Origin of the sequence: Bradyrhizobium sp. CCGUVB1N3, from assembly GCF_024199925.1 — a bacterium.
Classification (GTDB): domain Bacteria; phylum Pseudomonadota; class Alphaproteobacteria; order Rhizobiales; family Xanthobacteraceae; genus Bradyrhizobium.
In genome coordinates this window covers 3,602,171-3,623,000 of record NZ_JANADR010000001.1, presented here as the reverse complement: position 1 = coordinate 3,623,000, position 20,830 = coordinate 3,602,171, and the positions used below count along the sequence as shown (strand labels likewise).

The window sequence follows — 20,830 nt, the reverse complement described above, 5'->3', positions numbered from 1 at the left end:
GGACGGAGACATGGCGCGTAGCGGCCAGGGCGGATCAAGGAAGGCTGTCAAAGCCAAGAGCCTGGACAAAGCGAGCCCGGATAAAACTCGTGCAGAAAAGCGCGTCGAGAAAAGCGCCGAGCTGGCGCGTTCGTCGCTGTTCGTCGGCTCGACCGAGAAAGCCTTTCAGGTCCTGCACACCTTTGACGGACCGCAGCGCTTCATGACGCTCGCCGATATCGCGCGCGCGGCCAATCTCGACCGTAGCGCCACCCAGCGCCTGGTCTACACGCTGGAGACGCTCGGCTATCTCAAGCGCATCGAAGGCACGCGCAATTACGGGCTGACCTCGAAGGTGCTCCAGTTCTCGCACAGCTATCTCAAGGCCAACGAGCTCATCGACAAGGCCTCGCCCTATCTCCTCGACATGAGCCGCAATCTCGGCGAGACCTGCAACCTGCACGAGCTCGACGGCCACGAAGTCGTGTTCGTGGCACGCTTTCCCGGCCGGCACCTCATCCATATCGATTTCGTGATCGGAAGCCGATTGCCGGCCTATTTCACGGCTTCCGGCATAGCCATTCTGTCGGCTCTTCCTGAGGAGGTGCGGCAGGATCTGTTGATGCGTACGCAGCTCGAGCCGCTTACGCCGTATACGATTACGGATCCGGACAAGCTTCTCGAGCAGGTGCGCGTCGCGGCCACGCGCGGCTATTCGATCCAGATCAACCAGAGCGTCATGGGTGACATTTCCGTCGCGGCGCCGATCATCGACGAGCACGGCCGGGCGGTCGCCGCGGTCAACATCTCCGTGCCGACCACGCGCTGGACCAAGGAGCGCGCCGAGGCCGAGCTGGTGCAGCACGTCCATGTCGCCGCGACCTCGATCTCGAAGTCGAAATTCAACCGCTACGCCGCCTGATGCGGATGCTGCTGAATGCCGACGACTACCGCAGCCGTGCGCGAAGTTTCCTGCCGCGCGGCCTGTTCGAGTATATCGACCGCGGCACGGAGGATGGGGTTGCGCTGAGGCGCTTGCGCGCCTCGCTCGACGAGATCACCCTGACGCCGTCGGTGCTGACCGGGCACGACAGGCGAAGGTTCGACACGACGCTCCTGGGGCAGCAGCTCACGGCGCCTCTCGTGGTGGCGCCGACGGCGCTTGCAGGCCTGGTCGCGCATGACGGCGAGACGAAGCTTGCGCGCGCGGCGTCCCGCGTCGGCATTCCCGTCTGCATCTCGACGCAATCAGTGACGACGGTCGAAACCATCCGGCGCGGCGCGCCCGATGCGACGCTGTGGTTTCAGCTCTATGTCTGGCGCGACCGGGCACTGACGGCAAAGCTTCTGGAGCGCGCCCGCGCCTGTGGCTGCGAGACCCTGGTCGTCACGGCCGATACGCCGGTCGCGCCCAACCGCGAATACAACAAGCGCAACGGCTTCGGCATTCCGTTCGTCCCCGGCCTGCGCAGCACGATCGACATCGCACTGCATCCGCGCTGGCTCGTCAGTGTTCTCGCGCGCTATCTCCTGGGCGAAGGCATGCCAACCTACGGCCACTATCCGGACGAGTTCCGCACGGCGATCACCCGGCCGAGCATCGCGGAGGCCGTGCGGCTCGACCATCGCCTCAACTGGGACGATGTGCGCTGGCTGCGCGAGATCTGGCCGGGCAAGCTGATCATCAAGGGCGTCTTGGCCGTCAAGGATGCGGAGACCGCGGCTGGGCTCGGCTGTGAGGCAATCGTGGTTTCCGCCCATGGCGGACGCAATCTCGATTGCCTGCCTGCACCGGCAGAATGCATTCAGGCCATCGCGGATGCCGTGAAGGGACGGCTGACGGTGCTCGCCGACAGCGGCATCCGTCGCGGCACGGACGTGCTGAAATATCTCGCGCTCGGCGCCGAGGCGGTCCTGCTCGGTCGCCTACCGCTCTGGGGCCTTGCCGCCGGCGGCGAGGAGGGCGCGGAAGCGGTCTTGCGCATGATCGTCGGCGAGATGGATACGGCGATGGCGTTTCTGGGCGCGGAGCGCGTGGCGGAGTTGCGCTCCCCGTCATTCCGGGGCGATGCGCCGCATCGAACCCGGAATCCAGAGGCTGTGGAGCGAGATTCCGGGTTCGCGCACGCGCGCCCCGGAATGACAGTCTGATGCGCTACTCCGCCGCGTCGGCCGCTTCCAACGTCGGATAGTCCGTATAGCCCTTGGCGCCGCCGCCGTAGAAGGTGTTCTTGTCCCATTCGTTGAGCGTCGCGCCCTTCTTCAACCGCTCGACCAGGTCGGGGTTGGAGATGAACGGCTTGCCGAACGCGATGAGGTCGGCAGCGCCGGCATCGAGCACCTTCGTCGCCAGCTCGAAATCGTAGCCGTTGTTGGCGATATAGGCGCCGGAGAAGCGCTTGCGCAGGTCCGCATAGTCGAACGGCGCAAAATCGCGCGGGCCACCGGTCGCGCCTTCCACGACGTGCAGATAGACGAGCTTCAAGGCATTGAGCCCGTCGACGATGTGGTCGAACAGCGCTTGCGGATTGGAATCGGAGATGTCGTTCGCCGGCGTAACCGGCGAGATGCGGATGCCGGTGCGATCGGCGCCGGCCTCGGCAGCGACCGCCTTCGAGACTTCCAGCATCAGCTTGGCCCGGTTCTCGATCGAGCCGCCGTAGGTGTCGGTGCGCTTATTGGCGCCGTCTTTCGCGAACTGGTCGAGCAGATAGCCGTTGGCGCCATGGATCTCGACGCCGTCGAAACCCGCTTCCAGCGCATTCTTCGTGGCGCGCTTGAAATCGTCGATGATCCCTGGAATTTCGGCGAGCTCGAGCGTGCGCGGCTCGGAGACGTCGGCGAAGGTGCCATTGACGAAGGTCTTGCCCTTGGCGCGGATCGCGCTAGGAGCGACCGGCGCGCCGCCATTGGCCTGAAGCGCGGTGTGCGAGATGCGTCCGACATGCCAGAGCTGGATGAAGATGCGCCCGCCGCGCTCATGCACGCGATCGGTGACCTTGCGCCAGCCGGCGACCTGGTCTTTGGAATAGATGCCGGGCGTATCCTGATAGCCCTGGCCCTGCTGGGAGATCTGGCTTGCCTCGGTGACCAGCAGCCCGGCGGAGGCGCGCTGCCCGTAATAGTCGGCCGCAAGCGGGCTCGGCACGAAAGTCCCGGGCGCGGCGCGATTGCGCGTCAGAGGCGCCATCACGAAGCGATTGGCCAGCGAGATCGGGCCAAGCTTATAGGGCTCAAACAATTTGGTCGGACGGCTCATGGGGGGATGCTCTCAGGCAGTGACAGGTCAAGCAGACTTGTGCATCGCCACACGCTGCGCAAGGGCGAAGCCATTCCGAAAGTGCAGGCGAGCTGCGCCAGGGCGACACCAAGGAAGCTGAAAGAGGATAGCTCTTCTGCAATTTCATCCGCGGCAGCGGAGTTGATCTCCGTGCCGCGGAAAATATGGATCACAAATCTCAGTTCATGCCGAGGAAATCGCGCTTGCCGATCTCGACGCCGTTATGGCGCAGGATGCCGTGCGCGGTGGCGGCATGGAAATAGAAGTTCGGCAGCGAGACCGAGCTGAAGAATTGCTGCCCCTTCAATGTAACGGACCGGTCGGGGCCGGCCGGGAATGTGACGTCCTTGGCATCGGCGCCGTCGAACTGCTCGGGCTTGAACGATTTCACGAAGTCGATGGTCTTTGCCAGCCGCTGCTTCAATTCCGCGAACGTCGTCTCGGTGTCCGGCATCGACGGCACCTCGGTATGCGTGAGCCGCGCACAGCCCTTGGCCGCGAAGTCGCTGACGAGCTGGATCTGCTTGCCGAATGGCAGCATGTCCGGGAAAAGCCGAGATCCGATCAGCACGCCGGGCTCGATCTTCCTGGCCGCGCAATGGGCTTCCGCCTTGTTGAGCAGACCGGAGAGACTATTCAGCATCTGCAAATAGGCAGGGACGACGGCGTCGTAAAAGGACATGTGAAGCTCTCTCTTCTCGTTGGGATGTCAGGAGGTTTCCTGATCCCAAGACATGGGAGCATCGCAGGAAAATACAATCGCCGAGGTGGCGTTCGCGGGTCAAAAATTCTACCGCACCACGCCCGCCGGCTGTGCCTGCGCGGTGCCGCCGCGCATGCGCGCGAGCAGCTCCGCGGTCGGCCAGGAATCCGCGGGCAGGCCGTACTTGACCTGCATCGCCTTTACGGCACTGCGGCTCTGCTGGCCCAGCACGCCGTCGACCTTGCCGACGTTGAAGCCGGCGCGCACCAGGAGCTGCTGCAATTCCTTCAGCTCGTTGAACGGCAGTTGCGCCACCGGTTGCGCGGGCTTCCGCATGGGAGCTGCGCCTGCGATGCGCGAGGCGAGGTAGCCGGCGGTGGTGGAATAGATCAGCGAGTTATTCCATTCGGTGTAGGCCGCGAAATTCGGATAGGCCATGAAGGCCGGGCCTGTTCGTCCCATCGGCAGCAGCACGGAGGCGGCGAGATTGTCGTTCGGCAGCGGCCGGCCGTCGGGATAGGTCACCCCCAGCTGTGCCCATTTCGAGCGCGGCTGCTGCACCGAGAGGTCAGTCTGCTCCCACGGCAGGTTTGCGGGCACCTTGATCTCTTCCAGCCACGGCTCGCCGCGCCGCCACTTCAAGCCGTTGGCGATGTAGTTGGCGGTCGAGCCGATCACGTCCGGTCCGCTGCGGAGCAGATCGCGCCTTCCGTCGCCGTCATAATCGACGGCGTAGTTGACGTAATGCGTCGGCAAGAACTGCGTCTGCCCGAGCTCGCCGGCCCAGGAGCCGATCATCTCGGCAGGGCTGAGATCGCCGCGGTCGATCACCTTGAGCGCCGCGATGGTCTCGCCCACGAACATCTCCGAGCGGCGGCAGTCATAGGCGAGCGACACCAGCGATTTCAGCGTCGGCAAATTGCCCATGTTGGCGCCGAAATCGCTCTCCAGTCCCCAGAACGCGGCGATCACCGCCGGCGGCACGCCGTATTCCTTCTCGGCGCGTGCGAACGCTGCCGCGTATTGCTTGATGTGCTGCTGGCCGTTCTGCATGCGATAGGTCGCGGCCATTCGCCCGGCGAATTCGGTGAAGAGCTGGCCGAACACGCGCTGGCCGCGGTCGCGGTTGACGATGCCCTGATCGTAGACGAGGTAGGGTGAGGCCTCGCTGATCGCGCGCTGCGACACGCCGGCGGCGATCGCTTGTTGCTTCACCTCGGTAAGGAAGCGGTCGAAGCTCGCGCCATTGTGGCACGAGGCCGCGCGCGGCGAGGGTGCGGCGGGCTTCGGCGCCGCGGGCTTTGCGGGCGGCGGCAGCAATTGGGCGGAAGCGGTTGTGGAGAGTGCGAGCAGCGTGACGGCCGCGATCGCGAATCGGGTCTGGAGCATAAGGTTTCCGGCAGCGGGAAGGGCAATCGTGGAATCTGCCGAAGTTTAGGTGAAGTCCCGGCCTCACGCCATCCCTTGGACGCCTAGCCGAACAGCCGCAGCAATAGCGCCTTGCCGACCGGGAGCGCCCGGATACCGCGATAGGCGCGGACATATTCGCCGGCATAGAATGCCCGGATCGCATGGACGCGCGTGTCCATGCCTTCCTCGAACCTGACGGCAAATCCGTCCACAGTCCGTCGCACCACGATCGCCGCGATGGCGCGGCCATAGATGCGGCATTCGATCGCGCTGCCGACCGCGGGCGGGTCGGGATCGATCAGCCGCCCGCCCGTGATGGAGATATCGGCGAGCCGCGCCAGATGCGACGCGCCGCCCTGGCGCAGCAGGATCGTCTCGTTGCGATTGAACCGCTCGGCCTTGCGCTTGCGCGGCTGCTCGATGCAGACGAAGCAGACCACGGTGAGGACGACGGCGTTGTAGAGGCTCCAGCCCAGCGCCAGCCCGCCATAGGCGATGTTCTCACCGCGCAAGTGCAGGATGAAGGCATAGGCGATGGCCGCGAGCGTGATCAGAAGCATGCCGCCATAGAGCCGCAGCAGCGGCCATTCGACGAATTTCTTGTCGCGGTCCCCGCCTTTGGCAGTGACCTTGAACTTGTGCCCTTTCGGTTTCAGCAAGCCGGTCGTCACCGCCTTGAGCACCGCGGGCGCCGCCACGAGCTGGGACACATCCGTCATCATGGCAAGCGCACGGCCATGCGACAGCCAGGTCATGGCGAGCCCATGCCAGACATAGTACGGCAGGAAGAACTGCAGCAGCTCAGACAGATCAGCCTGCACGGCCTTGATGCCGAAAAGCAGGAACAGCCAGGGCACGACCAGCCCGAACATCCTCGTCGGGTAAACCGCAGCCCAGCTCATGAAAGCGTCGACCAGCGACAGCCGGTCGATGAAGGAGAGCTTCGAATCCCGCGACAGCGGACCGCTGCGGCCGCGTACGATCTGCATGAGGCCGAGGCACCAGCGGCCACGCTGGGTGATGTATTCCTTCAGCCCCTCCGGCGCGAGGCCGATCGTCAGCCGCTCGTTGAGATAGACGGTCTTGAGGCCGCGCTCCTTCAGGCGAAGCGTGACGAGATAGTCCTCCGTCACCGAATCGGTCGGAAAGCCACCGATCGCCTTCAAGCCGTCGTAGCGGATCAGCGAGGACGTGCCGCAGCAGAACGCGACGCCCCAGGCATCCTTGGCCGGCATCAAGATGTCGAAGAAGAAGCGCTGCTCGTCGGGCCACACGTCGGACGCAGCGAGGTTGGTCTGGATCGGATCGGGGTTGATGAAATGCTGCGGCGTCTGCACCACGCCGACGGATGCATCGTCCATCAGGCTGATGGTCCGCGCGAGAAAATCCGGCCGCGGCACGAAGTCGGCGTCGAGGACGGCGATGAAGTCCGGCCGTTCCGGCAGCGCGCCGACATGATTGAGCGCGTGGTTGATGTTGCCCGCCTTGGCATGGCGGTTGTCGGGACGCGTGAGGTAGTGGCAGCCGAGTTCGCCTGCGAGGTGCCGCAGCCACAGGCGCCGGCCGTCGTCGAGCACCCAGACGCGGTAATTGCCGTACTCCATTCCGGTCGCGCCGATGATCGTGCGCTCGAGGATCGATCGCTCCTCGTTATAGGTACAGATGAAGACGTCGATCAGCGGCGCCTTGGGATCGGTGGCGCGACCGTCGACATCGGTGGTGCGCCTGGTGGTGCGGCTGAGGAACAAGAGTGACAATGCGACCGCGACCAGCGAGGCCGCTTCCGCCAGCATGAAGGGATAGCCGAAGAAGCAATCCGCCGTCAGCCCAGGTGGCGGCAGGGTCTTGGTGACGCGCCAGTAGAAGTAGCGCAGCAGGAGGACGAACGACACGCCGGTCAAAAGCGAACGCGCCAGCGTGTTGTCGCGCCTCAAGAGCGGCACCATCGCCATGAAGGCGCCGAGCGCGAGAAAGCCGGGCGCCAGTGCTGCCATCATGGCGTGGTCTCGTTGCGACCAAAGACGACGCGCCCGGTCCGTCCCACCGTGCAACCGTGCACGGCGGCTTCGCCGATCGCCACCGTCACGCGATAGGGCTCCTTGTTCAGCGCGTCGGGATTGATGGCGAGATTGGCGGGCGCACCGGCGGCGCCGGTCAGGTTGACGACGGTGCCGGAGATCGGCTCGCCGCCGTCATTCGGCTCGAAGGTGGCGTGGTCGCCGAGCTGCAGGCGATTATAGACGCTCTCGGTGACGTTGGCCGTGACCACCGCGCCGCTGCAATCGAGCACCTTGAGCAGGGGCTGACCGGCCTGTACGTCCTCGCCTGGCGAGGTCATCATCTCCCAGATGCGGCCTGCGACCGGAGTTTTGATGTCGGCCTCGGAAAGATCGGCGAAGCGGATCTCTTCGACGATGATCTCGTTGCCAAGCCAGGTGATCTCGGTGTCGATGCGCGAAAGATCGGCCTCGAGATCGTGCGCGCGCTGGCGCATCTCTTCCTCGCGCTGCACCGAGCTCGGCCGGTCGTTGTAGCTGTCGCCGAGGAACGAGCCGGCCTGCGCCGCGGTCAGCTCGACCTTGGCCGCATCGAGCCGCTTGCGCGCGCCGAGCTCGGTCTGCTGCGCCACCGAAAGCTCACGCGTCAGCCGCGCGAGCTCGACCGTGGAGACGTTGCCGGTTTTTGCCAGCGACGAGGCGCGGTCGACGGCGGCGCTGGCCTCCTCGCGCCGCGCCGCGGCCGCCTCGATCGAGGTCTGGATCTCGGCGATGCGCGCCTCGAGCTGGAGGACGCGTCCGTCCCTGAACTGCGCGGCCTGACGTGCGAGGTCTGCTTGCGCGGCTTGTGCGGAGGCGAGCTTGGCGGCGACGCTTGGCCGCTCGTTCTCCAGGCGCGACTTCTGCCGCCGGAGATCGTCGAGCCGCGTGCGATCGCCGCGCGAGTTCACCACGCGCAGCACGAGGGTGCCGGCCTCGAGCCTGGCCTGGTCCTTGAGGGGGGCGGCCGCGGCGACGCGGCCCCCGATCGGCGCACGCAGGGTGACGAGGCGCGAGTTCAGCACGGCTTCGACACTGGAATTCTGCAACATGGCGCGCAGCGGCAGCCAGCCGAACACGGCAATCACGGCAAGGCCTGCTGCGATCTTCAAGCCCCGCCAGAAGTGTGGCCAGCGTCGCGCCGGTTCCGCGGCCTCCATCCGGGCGGCGGGTTCCTGCGGGTGTTCCTCTTCGGCAAACAGGCGCTCCTGCAGCGCATGCTGCAAGCTCCTGGCATCCAAACTCCTGGCATCGGAAGCACTTTCTGCCTCGTGCGCGGAGGACGGAGATGTATCGCCGGCGGAAGCCGCTCGAGACCGGTCCATCATGGGCAGTCACCTTGCTGACTGGTGGCAATGGAACCGGGTAATGCCCAGGCAGGCCTGGGGTGCCCGGTTATCGTCGATTAAGCGACGGCTGCCTTTCCAACGGGTAAACTTCGGCGTGGGCTTTGGCACAAATGCGCGGTAAGGTTTACCATTGCCGAACTGCCACCTTGCGTGCACGCGCCGCGGCTCTCCGACGCAGCGGCCTATCTTGCGGCGCGACGGCGTATCCATACTTCCATGGCGCCGGCTGAAGGCTAGCCCACGGCCGGTTTACGGAGGCGGCCATGAACTATCTTCGCACAGCAATTCTGCTCGCAGGCCTCACCGCCCTGTTCATGGGCGTCGGCTATCTCATCGGCGGCGCCGCCGGGGCCATGATCGCGCTGGTTATCGCGGCGGCGACCAATCTCTTCACCTACTGGAACTCCGACCGCATGGTGCTCTCGATGTACGGTGCCCATGAGGTCGACCGCGCCAGCGCGCCGGAGCTCGTCGGTCTCGTCGCCGAGCTGGCGGGCCGTGCGGGGTTACCGATGCCGCGCGTGTTCGTGATGGACGAGGCGCAGCCCAACGCGTTCGCCACGGGTCGCAATCCGCAGAATGCCGCGGTTGCCGTCACCGCCGGCTTGATGCATCAGCTCAGCCGCGAGGAGCTCGCCGGCGTGATCGCGCATGAGCTCGCGCACGTCAAAAACCACGACACGCTGCTGATGACCATCACCGCGACGGTCGCGGGCGCGATCTCGATGCTGGCGCAGTTCGGCATGTTCTTCGGCGGCCATCGCAACAGCAATTCCGGCCCCGGCATCGTCGGCTCGATCCTGATGATGATCCTGGCGCCGCTTGCTGCCATGCTGGTGCAGATGGCGATCAGCCGCACCCGCGAATATGCCGCCGACGATCTCGGCGGACGCATCGTCGGTCAGCCGATGTGGCTCGCATCCGCGCTGGTCAAGATCGAGAATGCCGCGCATCAGGTGCCGAACTTCGACGCCGAGCGCAATCCCGCGACGGCGCACATGTTCATCATCAACCCGCTGTCGGGGCACGGCGTCGACAATCTCTTCGCCACCCATCCCTCGACGCAGAACCGCCTCGACGCGCTCCAGCAGCTCGCGGCCGAACTCGGCGCGAACGCGGCGCCGTCGCTTGGCGCCAACGAAAACTATCCCCCGCAAAGTCCATGGGGCCGCTCGTCCTCGCGCGGACCGTGGGGATGAGATGGGCTGCGATTCGCGCGTGTCGTTGTCCTAAAGGACTCTTGCGTTTCGACTCGCTTTGATTCACACCAATGCAACTCGTCTTTTTTGGCGAGTCGGCAGGCCGGACGGCTTGCCGAGTGTGAGAATTCTTTAATCGGAATTGCCGGAGGTGCACATGTTGCACATGAACCGGGCTGTGCGGGACGAGGCAGCGTCGCACGCGAGTTTTCTGGTCAATGCGGAAGGCGCGCTCCTCCTGATGTCCTTCGCACTTGCTGCAGTGGGCTGGTGTTGCCTGCTGGCGATGTGGCTGATGAGAGCGCTCTCCTGGACCGTCTGACTGGGCGACCTGAGGCCCGTGCAGCCGAGATTGTGGCCGGCTTTGTGAGCTGGCGCACACAAGATCGTCCCCGCCGGTGCTAACACCTGCAGACCTCAAGCGTCTGAAAGGGGATGCGTGGCCGGCCTGATGCCGGCGACGGCCGGCGATGACCAGATTAACCGCGCCATTGTTGATCGTGTCGGGCATTCTCGTCGGATTGTCGTTGCACACCGTCGTCAATTGCGGCGATGCCAACGAGCCCGACGTATGCTCGGCCGTGATCGGCTTCAGCCCGTTCCGCGGCCCGCTGATCGCGTTCGCCTACGAGGGGCGCGGCCGCATCGCGCTGCGGCACGGTGACGCCAAACGGGCGATCGCGGATTTCGACCAGGCCATTCATCTCAACCCCAACCGCGCAGCCACCTTCCGCGATCGCGCCCAGGCATATCGGCAGCACGGCGAGCTCGATCTTGCGGTTGCCGATTACGACCAGGCGATCGCGCTCGATCCGAAGCTCGCTACGTCCTATTCCGAGCGGGGGCTCGCGCTGGCGGCCAAGGGCGATCTCGACCGCGCGATCCTGAGCTACAACACCGCCATCCGCCTCGCGCCCAATGATGTCGACGCGCGCGTCAATCGCGGCGTCGCATTGCTCACGAGGGGACGGACGGAGGAAGCCCGCGCCGATTTCGAAGCCGTCCTCGCGCTTCCAGAGCGCCCCGACGGCGCCGCCCATCAGCTTGCCCGCGCCAAGCTCACCGAGCTCGGCGAGCCAAGGCCGACCCACATCTCCGCCCCGCTGCGGTGAGGCAGGGCAGTTACTTGGCCTTCTTTTTTGCAGGCTTCTTCTTGCCCGCCGGCTTTTCTTTCGCCGGCTTCTTCTCAGCCGCCTGCTTCTTCTCAACCGTCTCGGCGGCGGCAGTTGCTGCGAGGCGCATCGACCTTGCGTAGCTGTCGGCGACGTTGTCGGCGGACATCTGGAGGCGCTTGGCCGCAGAGGTGGCCTGCTCCATGGTGTTCTTCGCGATCAGCTTGTAGCGCTCACGGGCGTCCTTGCCCTTGGCCTTGGCCGCCAGGGTATTGAAGCGATCCCGCCGCTCCTTGGCGCGGGCCATCAGGCCCGTGTGGAGCTGTCTTGCCAGTTGCCGGATCACGACATCCAGGTCGGCGTCCGCCATGTCTTTTGTCCTCTTGGTAACGGTCACGATTGTCGCGCGCGACTATGCAGATGCCGCATCCGGACGGCAATGTGAAGGGGCGGGCAGATCGCTTGCACAACTTCGCGCGAGGGCGTGGATCGGCTGCGCGCTTCGGCGTAACATCGCCGCAGGGCACCAGGCCCCAGAGCAGCGAGCCGGAAGGAGGATCCCATGTATGCCGCCATCCGTCAGGCCAAGGCGAAAAGCGGGAGCGCGGAGGAGCTGGCGCGCCGGATCAAGGAAGGCGCGGTTCCCATCATCAGCGATGTCGACGGTTTTCGTGCCTATTACGTGGTCTATGCCGGCGACGACACGGTGACCGCGATCTCCATCTTCGACAAGTTCGAGCAGGCGGAGGAGGCGAACCGGCGCGCGATCGCCTGGATCGAGAAGGATCTGGGCCCGCTTCTCGCCGGCCATGCCAGTGCCGCCGCAGGCCCGGTGATCGTGCATACGCTGGCGTAGGAGTTCGTTGCGGCGCTCTCTCTCCCGTCGTCGTCCCGGCGAAGGCCGGGACCCATAACCCCAGGGAGTAGTTGTGGCGCGAGATCGCAATTGCGAATCTTCGCCAAACGCAATCTTGTGGTTATGGGTCCCGGATCTGCGCTTCGCTTGTCCGGGACGACACCGGAATGTATGGCGTGCGCTCAGCCGCTAATTGCACGCCCCTCACAACTCCCGCGCATTCGAGAACGCGAAGCTCGACACCCGCCTTGTCGTCTCATCCAGGATCAGCGTGCGCGTGATCGGCGGCTCGGCGCGCTGGGCGCAGTTTTCGCGCTCGCAGAGGCGGCAGTTGACGCCGATCGGCGTGCCTTCGGCCTTCTCGAGATCCATGCCGGCGGCGTAAACGAGGCGCGAGGCGTGGCGGATCTCGCAGCCGAGACCGATGGCAAAGCGCGGCTGCGGCAGAGGGTGGGGCGCGACGGGCCGGCGCACCATCTGCGCGATCGAGAAGTAGCGCGTGCCGTCGGGCAGCTCGATCACCTGCTTCAGAAGCCGGTCCGGCGTGTCGAAGGTCGAATGCACGTTCCACAAAGGGCAGGTGCCGCCGAATTTCGAGAACGGGAAGGTCCCGGAGGAAAAGCGTTTTGAGACGTTTCCGGCATTGTCGACGCGGAGCAGGAAGAAGGGGATGCCACGCGCGTTCGGCCTCTGCAACGTTGTCAGGCGGTGGCAGACCTGCTCGAAGCCGGAATTGAAGCGCTGCGCCAGCACGTGGATGTCGTAGTTCAGCGCGTCCGCTGCCGCGAGGAACGGCTGGTAGGGCATCATCACGGCGGCGGCGAAATAATTGCCCAGCGTGATGCGGAACAGGCGCCGCGGCGCATCGTCCAGCGGCCCGGCGCGACCGATGATGGTTTCGAGATGCTGGGCGCATTCACCGAGCCCGAGCTGGAACGCAAGCTGGAATGCGCGGCCGGGCGGATCGACCAGCTCGGAGATCAGGAGCTGGCGGCGATGGCGGTCGAAGCGCCGCAAGGTCTCGCGCATCACGTCGACCGGCATGATGCGGGTCTGCACCGAATGCTTTTCGCGCAACCGCGTCACGAGGGCGGCGTAAAGCCCTTCGGCCGGGACGTTCAATTCGTCGCGCAGGCTTTCTGCGGCCTGTTCGAGCTCCGGGAAATAGTTGCGGTTGGCCTCGATCAGCTCGCGAACGCGTTCGACCGGATTGGCCTCATAGCGCGTGCCGACGTCGCGATCGGCCATCTGCGCGGCCGCCAGCGTCTCGCCCTGGCGCGCCTCGGTATAGGCGGCGTAGAGCCGTTGCAGTGCATGGGTGACGCCGGGGCAGAGCTCGGCGAGGTCGCGCAGCTCCTGCTTGGGTACGTCGATCTGGCGGAACAGAGGATCGGAAAAGATCTCGTTCAGCTCGGCGAAGAAGCGGTCTTCGTCGGCGGTGGCGAGGTCGCGCAGGTCGAGGTCGTAGGTCTCGGCCAGCCGCAGCAGGATCTGGGCGGTCACCGGGCGCTGGTTGCGCTCGATCAGGTTGATGTAGCTCGGCGAGATCCCGAGCCCCTCGGCGATCTGGGTCTGCGACAGCCCCAATTGCTGCCGGATCCGCCGGAAGCGCGGGCCGACGAAGAGTTTTTTGCCGGAATCGGTAGCCATTCAGCGCTTCTCCGGAGGCGATAAGGACAGCCTCATTGACCCAATGTTTTTACAAATTTTACAAAATAACACATGTGACATGTTCTTATGTTACATGACATCACCATTCGAATACAAGCCTACTGTACGAGATATGGATTCTCGCGTTTAGCTCTCAGCACGCATTTCGCAATGCACTGTCAAGAATGTCGACAAGAACGGCGAACACAGACGCTGCAATTTGTCGCCAGCCAAGGGATCACGGATATGAATTTCCAACCGCGCGAGATCAGCGACCGGGCCATCCAGGGACCGGCTTCCTATCAGAGCGAGATTGAGGCGGCCGAAGCGCTCCTCAAGACCAAGGAGACCTGGAACGGCGTGACCGCCGAAGCCGTGGCGCGCATGCGCCTGCAGAACCGCTTCAAGACCGGCCTGGACGTTGCCCGCTACACTGCGGCGCTGATGCGCGCCGACATGGCCGCCTATGACGCTGACAGCACCAAGTACACCCAGTCCCTCGGCTGCTGGCATGGCTTCATCGCCCAGCAGAAGCTGGTCTCGGTCAAGAAGCACTTCGGCACGACCGATCGCCGCTATTTGTACCTCTCGGGCTGGATGATCGCCGCGCTGCGCTCGGAGTTCGGACCGCTGCCCGACCAGTCGATGCACGAGAAGACCTCGGTGCCGGCCCTGATCGAGGAGCTCTACACGTTCCTGCGTCAGGCGGACTCCCGCGAGCTCAACGATATCTTCCGCAGCTTGGATGCCGCCCGCAAGGAAGGCGACAAGGCGAAGGAAAAGGCGCTGATCGAGAAGATCGACAACTTCCGGACCCACGTCGTGCCCGTCATCGCCGACATCGATGCCGGCTTCGGTAATGCCGAGGCGACCTATCTGCTCGCCAAGAAGATGATCGAGGCGGGCGCCTGCGCGCTCCAGATCGAAAACCAGGTCTCGGACGAGAAGCAGTGCGGCCACCAGGACGGCAAGGTCACCGTGCCGCACGAGGTCTTCCTGGCGAAGATCCGCGCCTGTCGCCATGCTTTCCTCGAACTAGGCGTCGAGGACGGCATCATCGTGACCCGCACCGACTCGCTCGGCGCCGGCCTCACGCAGCAGATTGCCGTCAGCCACAAGCCCGGCGACATCGGCGATCAGTACAACAGCTTCCTGGATTGCGAGGAGGTGACGGCGGCGAACGCCCGCAACGGCGACGTCATCATCAACCAGAACGGCAAGATGATGCGTCCCAAGCGCCTCGCCAGCAACCTCTATCAGTTCCGCCCCGGCACCGGCGAAGATCGCTGCGTGCTCGACTGCATCACCTCGCTGCAGAACGGCGCTGACCTGTTGTGGATCGAGACCGAGAAGCCGCATATCGAGCAGATCGCCAAGATGGTCGACCGCATCCGCAAGGTGATCCCGAACGCGAAGCTGGCCTACAACAACTCGCCGTCCTTCAACTGGACGCTCAACTTCCGTTGGCAGGTCTATGACGCGATGAAGGAAGCCGGCAAGGATGTCAGCAAGTACAGCCGTGCGGAGCTGATGAAGGCGGAATACGACAACACGCCGCTGGCGATCGAAGCCGACGAGCGGATCCGGACCTTCCAGGCCGATTCGGCCAAGCGCGCCGGCATCTTCCACCATCTGATCACGCTGCCGACCTATCACACGGCCGCTCTGTCCACCGACAATCTCGCCAGGGAATATTTCGGCGAGCAGGGCATGCTGGGCTATGTGAAGAACGTCCAGCGCGCCGAGATCCGTCAGGGCATCGCCTGCGTGAAGCATCAGAACATGGCGGGCTCCGACATCGGCGACGACCACAAGGAGTACTTCGCCGGCGAGGCTGCCCTGAAGGCGGGCGGCGCCCACAACACGATGAACCAGTTCGGCTAACGGTGGACGTGAGGAGACTGACAATGAGCAAAGGCAGCAATTTCTGGGTGATCGGCGGCGAGTTCGGTTCGATGAACTTCCACAAGCTCGTGGAAGGCTCGGCCCAGGTGCAGGGTCCGTTCAAGACCCGTAAGGAAGCCGAGGACGCCTGGCGGGTGGTCTCGGAAGAGAACCGCCACAAGGCCGGCGTTCGCTTCTCCATCGTGGAAGAACCCCAACGCGCTCCGGCAGCCTAAGGCGCTGCCGTTCAAATCAAGAAACGTCCAAGGACGGACGATCCCATCCAGGCTCTGCCTGGGTGGGGTCGTCTGTTTTTGGGACAGGGAAAACCGTCTTTGGACGGCGTAAGTATCTGGAATTATACGGCCTTTGCGAAGATCATGGTTGCTGATAGGTTAACGGCGCCAGTCGAGTTACGAGGCCGAAAATGTCAGAGCCCGAGATTAGCGGGACCAATCCCAGCCAGCCGCGCACCGTGCGGCTGCGCGATGCGCTGTTGCGGGCGCGGATCGAGGCCGCCGACCGGACCGGCGTCGTCGTGGATCTGCGCGATGCCGAGGTGGCACGGCTGGAGATCCTCAACGACGCGCTCGATCCCTTGTTCGCGCAGGTCCCGGAGCAGATCGACCTGTTCGACCGCGGCGTCAGCCAGGGCGACACGCCGCGGCTGTGGATCGACGTCGTTGCCCACATCATGATGGGACGCGACAAGCGGATGTATCGCTTCGTCCAGGACACCCGCTTCGGCCGTATCGTGCTCGCCGAATCGCATGACACCGCGGTCATCGTCGATGCGGTGACGGACTACGTCGCCCGCCGCATGATCGAGCGCGAGCACGCGATGGTCGTGCCGCCCGAGCCGAAGGCGGCGGAGCCGGAAAAGCCGCGCCGCTCGCGCATCTGGCCCTTCCTGCTCGGCTTCATCCTCGGTGCCGCCGCCCTGTTCGGCGTCGCCGTGCTTGCGGTCTTGCAGAGCTGGTGAGCAACAGCACCGTCATTCCGGGTTCATGCTTCGCATGCCCCGGAATGACAGTTTCACACCAGCCGCACATGCTTGATCTGCCGAACCTGCAATCCATGATCCAGGCTGTGCACGGCCTGCTCGCAGCGCCAGCCGGCATTGTCCTTTTCGATGGCGAACAGATTATACGCCGCCGCAGGATAACGCCCATGCGCCAGCGCCGAGGCCGAGGGCACGCCGACCGCCGGCACGTTGCCGTTCGGCCCTTCGAACCACATCGTCGAATGCACGTGGTCGTGGCCGTGCAGGATCAGCTCGACGCCGTGCTGCCTGATCAGCGCGAGCAACGCATCCGAATCGGTCAGCCGCTTGTGGCGCGACTTCGACCGCAGGGGATGATGCACGAGCAGAACGCGAAAGACGTCCTCGCTCGAAAGCCGCGCCAGCACCGCTGCGAGCGCTGCGAGTTGGTCGCGGCCGAGCGTGCCCGTCGCCATCAGGGGTGCCGTCGGCACCGCCGTCGACAGGCTGATCAGCGCCGCCGGTCCGCGCCGGCGTACGGCGGGAAAGAAGCTCGCTGCAGGCTCGTCGCCGGCAATGTAATCCAGGAAAGTTTCGCCAAAGCGCTGGCGGGTCGCGCTGACATAGGCGTCGTGATTGCCGGGGATCGCGGTGACGCGATCCGGCGGACCGACGCCTTCGAGCCAGGCCAGCGCTGGTGCGAACTCCGCCTCCAGCGCCAGGTTGACGAGGTCTCCCGTCACCGCGATGTGGTCGGGGCCTTGCGCCTTCATGTCCGTGACCAGCGCGTCGAGCACCTCGCGCCGCTGATATTTGTGGCGATTGCGCGCCCAGTTGACATAGCCGAGCGCACGCTTGCCCGCGAGCTCGATCAGCCGGGGCCTCGGCATCGGCGCTAGATGCGGGTCGGACAGATGCGCGAGTGTGAACGGTGCCATCAGATGCGCGATTGCCTCGCTATTCCCGTGCTGTAATGGCAAGGTCTGTCTTGCGACGCAAGGAAAGCTTCAAGGAAAGCTTCAAGGGAGTCTTGGAAGGAGCCTGATGGCAGCACGTCTGGACCAGATGCGACGGAAATACGAGTACCTGCTGCGGCGTGTCTTCCACTCCTACTTCCTGCTCGCTCGCGGCATGACGCTCGGAGTCCGCGCTGTGGTGCTGGATCGGGACGATCGCGTCTTCCTGGTCAGGCACAGCTATGTCGACGGCTGGTATCTGCCGGGCGGCGGTGTCGATCTCGGTGAAACCATGGAAGCTGCGATGCGGCGCGAATTGAAGGAGGAGGGCGATATCGACCTCACCGGGGAGGCGGTGCTGCACGGCATCTTCCTCAACAGCCACGTCTCGCGCCGCGACCATGTCGCGGTCTATGTGGTCAGGGAGTTCAGCCAGGACCGCCTGCCGGAGCCCAACCGCGAGATCGTCGAATGCGGGTTTTTCGCAAGCTCGGCCCTCCCCGAGGGCACCACGCCCGGCACGCGGCTGCGGATCGCGGAGGTGCTGGAGGGCCGCCCGCAGATTGTCACGTGGCGATGATGGGCGGCTATGCTACTAGGGCGGCGCGTTCCCCGCGCGCCATGGACCACGGATGAAGAGCCTCAAAATTACCTTCGGCCTGATCTGCCTTGGGATCCTCGCCAGCAACATCGTGACGATGTCGCGCTGGAACGAGGCGCGCGGCGTCTATGACGATGTCTGCTATCTGCGTCAGGCCCATCTGTTCCAGCGCTTTGGCATCGGTGGATTCAACACGAATGCGGCGCTGGATTACGATCATTATTTCCGGGGCAAGCTGCAGGAGATCGCCTACGCCGAATGGCAGGATCCGGCGCGCTGGCCCTGCCACACGCCGATGCCGGGCGACAAATTCGTGCTGCAATATCCGCCCGGTACGGGCGCGCTGCTCGCATTGTTTCCGGCCGGGCATCAGGTGGTGCCGCTCTATGTCAGCGCGAGCCTGATCGTCTGTGCCCTTGCGCTAATCGGCATCTTCGCGGCGCCCACGCTGCCGTTGACTGCGGGTGCCGGCGTGTTCGGCGCGCTCGCCGTCTATCTCATGATCAACCCGGCCAAGGCGAGCTATTCGATCGCGCCGACCATGGCGGTCTGCGCCGCCGCGGGATTCTTGACAGCGTGGTGGCTGGTCAGGGCGCGGCAGAGCCTGTGGCCGATCATGCTGGTCGGCCTCCTGTTGGGGGTCTCCGTCAATTTCCGCTTGCCCAATGTGCTGCTTGCGGCCGGCTATTTCCTGTTCCTCGGTATTCCCTTCGTGTGGTCACGTAAGGTCATCACCTTCGCGCAGGGCCTTGGCTTCGGCGCTGCGGTCCTTGTCGGCATGACGCCGACCCTGGTGGCCCAGGCCGTCAACGCCGGCAGTCCGCTGGCCACCACCTATGGCAGCGCCGACGTCGTCGCGCCCGCGTTCAGCCTCGGCGTGCTCGGCCAGTATCTGCACGACATGCAGTTCGGGCTGATCGTGCTCGCGATCGGCGCGACCGCCTGGCTACTGCTGACGGGCGAGGGCGGCGTGCGCCAGGTCGCGCTGGTTGCCGCCGGCAACCTCCTGGTCAATCTCGTCTTCTTCCTGAGCCACCCGGTCTTCACACCCTATTACGTCGTGCCGATCGCGATGCTGACGCTGTGGAGCACGTCCTTTGCCGCGCTGATGCAGCCGGTGGAAGCTTCTGAAGAGGCGCCGCTCCGTCGTGGGGCGGCAAGCGTCGGAGCGCTGTCGCGATGACATCGACTGAGCTTCGCATCGCCGTGCTGGTGCCCTGCTACAACGAGGAGGCGGCGGTCGCGACCGTCGTCGCCGATTTCCGCAAGGCGTTGCCCTCGGCCGAGATCTACGTTTACGACAACAATTCGCGCGACCGCACGGCGAGCGTCGCGCGCGAGGCCGGTGCGATCGTGCGCAGCGAGCGGCGGCAGGGCAAGGGCCACGTGGTGCGCCGCATGTTCGCCGACGTCGAGGCCGATGTCTATGTGCTCGTCGATGGCGATGCGACCTACGATGCGCCGAGCGCGTCGCGCATGATCGACAAGCTCCTCGACGAACATCTCGACATGGTCGTCGGCCTTCGCATCGATCAGGCACAGGCCGCCTACCGGCGCGGCCATCGCACCGGCAACCGCATGCTGACCGGCTTCCTGTCGTCGACCTTCGGCCAGGCCTTCAAGGACATCCTGTCCGGCTACCGCGTGTTCTCTCGCCGCTTCGTCAAATCCTTCCCCGTGCTCGCCGACGGCTTCGAGATCGAGACCGAGCTTGCGGTTTATGCGCTCGAACTGTCGCTGCCGGTCGCCGAGGTCGAGACGCCCTATTACGCGCGCCCCGAAGGCTCGTTCTCGAAGCTCAACACCTGGCGTGACGGTTTTCGTATCCTCGGCACCATGCTCAAGCTCTACCGCTCCGAGCGGCCGTTGCGCTTCTTCACGGTGATCGGAATTCTGCTGGCGCTGGTGTCGATCATCCTCGCGATTCCGATCGTGATCACCTTCATCGAGACCGGCCTCGTGCCGCGCTTCCCGACTGCCTTTCTGTCGATGGGCTTGATGATCACGGCGCTGTTGTCGGTGTCGTCGGGGCTCGTGCTCGACACGGTCACGCGAGGACGGCGGGAAATGAAGATGCTCGCCTACCTGTCTCAGCCGGCGCTGAAAAGGAACTGAAGTTGAGCGCCGCGCCGATGGACCTTGGTCCTTTCAGATGCTATCCCGCTCTTTGTATTGACGCGTTTTCTTAACGCGAACCGGTGCCCACCTCGCTCGAAAACGCTATGCCAAGATGAACGATCTCTCAGTCACCATCCTTCCCGAGGCCGCCGGCGACGCGCAGGCGATCGAGCGGCTGCACGAGCGCACCTTCGGGCCCGGACGCTACGTGCTCAGCGCCTACCGCATCCGCGAGCACGTCGATCATCTGCTCGAGCTCTCCTTTACAGCCCGCATCGGCACGCTGATGGTTGGCTCGGTGCGCCAATTGCCGATCACGATCGGCGATACCAAGGCGCTGCTGCTCGGTCCGCTCACCGTCGAGCCGCCGTTCCGCGGCCGCGGCGTTGGCCGCCTGCTGCTCGAGCGCGCGCTGAAGGATGCGAAGGCGCAGGGCCACGCCATCGTTCTGCTGGTCGGCGACGAGCCCTATTACAGCCGCGTCGGCTTCAAGCCGGTGCCCAAGGGCCGCATCACCATGCCGGGCCCGGTCGATGCCAGCCGTATCCTCGTCTTCGAACTCGTCGATGGCGCGTTCGAGGGGGTGTCCGGGCAGGTCGGTCCCGACTGGAGCAGGGCGCGCGGCTAGATCAAGGCGTGTGCTCATCCAACGCCGATTGACCGATCCTGAATGCGAAAGCCGGATACGCTATACTGTCGGTGCGGTTTGTGCCAA

General features: G+C 64.7%; 21 protein-coding genes. 13 read left to right on the top strand and 8 right to left on the bottom strand.

The window, feature by feature from the left end:
* The first annotated feature begins 10 nt into the window (after positions 1 to 10).
* Both NLM33_RS17170 and NLM33_RS17165 read left to right on the top strand, forming a co-directional pair.
* Positions 11 to 901, top strand: a complete 891-nt coding sequence (locus NLM33_RS17170) for an IclR family transcriptional regulator (RefSeq protein ID WP_254097225.1) — start codon at positions 11 to 13, stop codon at positions 899 to 901.
* A complete protein-coding gene (locus tag NLM33_RS17165) occupies positions 901 to 2,130 on the top strand; it encodes an alpha-hydroxy acid oxidase (RefSeq protein ID WP_254097224.1) in 1,230 nt (409 codons plus the stop codon). The genes NLM33_RS17170 and NLM33_RS17165 overlap by 1 nt, the downstream gene beginning before the upstream one ends.
* Positions 2,131 to 2,134: 4 nt before the next feature.
* Here NLM33_RS17165 and NLM33_RS17160 read toward each other — a convergent pair whose 3' ends face one another.
* From NLM33_RS17160 to NLM33_RS17140, 5 genes are all read right to left on the bottom strand, one after another.
* Entirely contained in the window at positions 2,135 to 3,238 is a 1,104-nt protein-coding gene (locus tag NLM33_RS17160; protein ID WP_254097222.1) for an alkene reductase, read from the bottom strand.
* Positions 3,239 to 3,437: 199 nt separating this feature from the next.
* Positions 3,438 to 3,941: a DUF1993 family protein gene (locus NLM33_RS17155; RefSeq protein WP_254097220.1), complete on the bottom strand. Its 504-nt coding sequence runs from the start codon at positions 3,939 to 3,941 to the stop codon at positions 3,438 to 3,440.
* Between the two features lie 108 nt (positions 3,942 to 4,049).
* Complete coding sequence (locus NLM33_RS17150; protein ID WP_254097218.1) at positions 4,050 to 5,351, bottom strand: lytic murein transglycosylase; 1,302 nt, start codon at positions 5,349 to 5,351, stop codon at positions 4,050 to 4,052.
* A gap of 83 nt (positions 5,352 to 5,434) precedes the next feature.
* Positions 5,435 to 7,369: a glycosyltransferase gene (locus NLM33_RS17145; protein ID WP_254097216.1), complete on the bottom strand. Its 1,935-nt coding sequence runs from the start codon at positions 7,367 to 7,369 to the stop codon at positions 5,435 to 5,437.
* The gene (locus tag NLM33_RS17140) at positions 7,366 to 8,634 is read right to left on the bottom strand and encodes an HlyD family secretion protein (protein ID WP_371929961.1); all 1,269 of its coding nucleotides are present in this window, start codon (positions 8,632 to 8,634) and stop codon (positions 7,366 to 7,368) included. Before NLM33_RS17140 ends, NLM33_RS17145 begins: the two co-directional genes overlap by 4 nt.
* 386 nt (positions 8,635 to 9,020) lie before the next feature.
* On the opposite strand from NLM33_RS17140, the gene htpX reads away from it, so the two are divergent.
* The 3 genes from htpX to NLM33_RS17125 all read left to right on the top strand — a co-directional run bounded on the left by htpX (position 9,021) and on the right by NLM33_RS17125 (position 11,068).
* The gene (htpX, locus tag NLM33_RS17135; protein WP_254097212.1) at positions 9,021 to 9,956 is read left to right on the top strand and encodes a zinc metalloprotease HtpX; all 936 of its coding nucleotides are present in this window, start codon (positions 9,021 to 9,023) and stop codon (positions 9,954 to 9,956) included.
* A 157-nt stretch (positions 9,957 to 10,113) separates the two neighbouring features.
* A complete protein-coding gene (locus NLM33_RS17130) occupies positions 10,114 to 10,278 on the top strand; it encodes a hypothetical protein (RefSeq protein ID WP_254097210.1) in 165 nt (54 codons plus the stop codon).
* A 148-nt stretch (positions 10,279 to 10,426) separates the two neighbouring features.
* Positions 10,427 to 11,068 carry a tetratricopeptide repeat protein gene (locus tag NLM33_RS17125; protein WP_254097208.1) on the top strand — a complete coding sequence of 214 codons (642 nt, stop codon included), beginning with the start codon at positions 10,427 to 10,429 and terminating at the stop codon, positions 11,066 to 11,068.
* Between the two features lie 10 nt (positions 11,069 to 11,078).
* On the opposite strand, the gene NLM33_RS17120 is transcribed toward NLM33_RS17125, so the two are convergent.
* Positions 11,079 to 11,438 (bottom strand): hypothetical protein, encoded by a 360-nt coding sequence (locus tag NLM33_RS17120; RefSeq protein ID WP_254097207.1) that lies wholly within the window; start codon positions 11,436 to 11,438, stop codon positions 11,079 to 11,081.
* A 192-nt stretch (positions 11,439 to 11,630) separates the two neighbouring features.
* On the opposite strand from NLM33_RS17120, the gene NLM33_RS17115 reads away from it, so the two are divergent.
* On the top strand, positions 11,631 to 11,924 hold the full coding sequence (locus NLM33_RS17115) for an antibiotic biosynthesis monooxygenase (RefSeq protein ID WP_027522803.1): 294 nt from the start codon (positions 11,631 to 11,633) through the stop codon (positions 11,922 to 11,924).
* Positions 11,925 to 12,128: 204 nt separating this feature from the next.
* On the opposite strand, the gene NLM33_RS17110 is transcribed toward NLM33_RS17115, so the two are convergent.
* Positions 12,129 to 13,574, bottom strand: a complete 1,446-nt coding sequence (locus NLM33_RS17110; RefSeq protein ID WP_254097205.1) for a short-chain fatty acyl-CoA regulator family protein — start codon at positions 13,572 to 13,574, stop codon at positions 12,129 to 12,131.
* Positions 13,575 to 13,820: 246 nt separating this feature from the next.
* On the opposite strand from NLM33_RS17110, the gene NLM33_RS17105 reads away from it, so the two are divergent.
* The 3 genes from NLM33_RS17105 to NLM33_RS17095 all read left to right on the top strand — a co-directional run bounded on the left by NLM33_RS17105 (position 13,821) and on the right by NLM33_RS17095 (position 16,440).
* A complete protein-coding gene (locus tag NLM33_RS17105; protein WP_254097203.1) occupies positions 13,821 to 15,458 on the top strand; it encodes an isocitrate lyase in 1,638 nt (545 codons plus the stop codon).
* Positions 15,459 to 15,481: 23 nt separating this feature from the next.
* Positions 15,482 to 15,694: a hypothetical protein gene (locus tag NLM33_RS17100; protein ID WP_254097201.1), complete on the top strand. Its 213-nt coding sequence runs from the start codon at positions 15,482 to 15,484 to the stop codon at positions 15,692 to 15,694.
* 191 nt (positions 15,695 to 15,885) lie between these two features.
* Positions 15,886 to 16,440 (top strand): hypothetical protein, encoded by a 555-nt coding sequence (locus NLM33_RS17095; protein ID WP_254097199.1) that lies wholly within the window; start codon positions 15,886 to 15,888, stop codon positions 16,438 to 16,440.
* Positions 16,441 to 16,493: 53 nt separating this feature from the next.
* Here NLM33_RS17095 and NLM33_RS17090 read toward each other — a convergent pair whose 3' ends face one another.
* Positions 16,494 to 17,378 carry a metallophosphoesterase gene (locus NLM33_RS17090; protein ID WP_254097197.1) on the bottom strand — a complete coding sequence of 295 codons (885 nt, stop codon included), beginning with the start codon at positions 17,376 to 17,378 and terminating at the stop codon, positions 16,494 to 16,496.
* Positions 17,379 to 17,484: 106 nt separating this feature from the next.
* On the opposite strand from NLM33_RS17090, the gene NLM33_RS17085 reads away from it, so the two are divergent.
* From NLM33_RS17085 to NLM33_RS17070, 4 genes are all read left to right on the top strand, one after another.
* Entirely contained in the window at positions 17,485 to 17,976 is a 492-nt protein-coding gene (locus NLM33_RS17085) for an NUDIX domain-containing protein (RefSeq protein WP_254097195.1), read from the top strand.
* A gap of 52 nt (positions 17,977 to 18,028) precedes the next feature.
* Positions 18,029 to 19,180: a hypothetical protein gene (locus tag NLM33_RS17080; RefSeq protein WP_254097193.1), complete on the top strand. Its 1,152-nt coding sequence runs from the start codon at positions 18,029 to 18,031 to the stop codon at positions 19,178 to 19,180.
* Complete coding sequence (locus NLM33_RS17075) at positions 19,177 to 20,112, top strand: glycosyltransferase family 2 protein (RefSeq protein WP_254097191.1); 936 nt, start codon at positions 19,177 to 19,179, stop codon at positions 20,110 to 20,112. Before NLM33_RS17080 ends, NLM33_RS17075 begins: the two co-directional genes overlap by 4 nt.
* Positions 20,113 to 20,227: 115 nt before the next feature.
* Entirely contained in the window at positions 20,228 to 20,743 is a 516-nt protein-coding gene (locus tag NLM33_RS17070; RefSeq protein WP_254097189.1) for a GNAT family N-acetyltransferase, read from the top strand.
* The last annotated feature ends 87 nt before the right edge of the window (positions 20,744 to 20,830 follow it).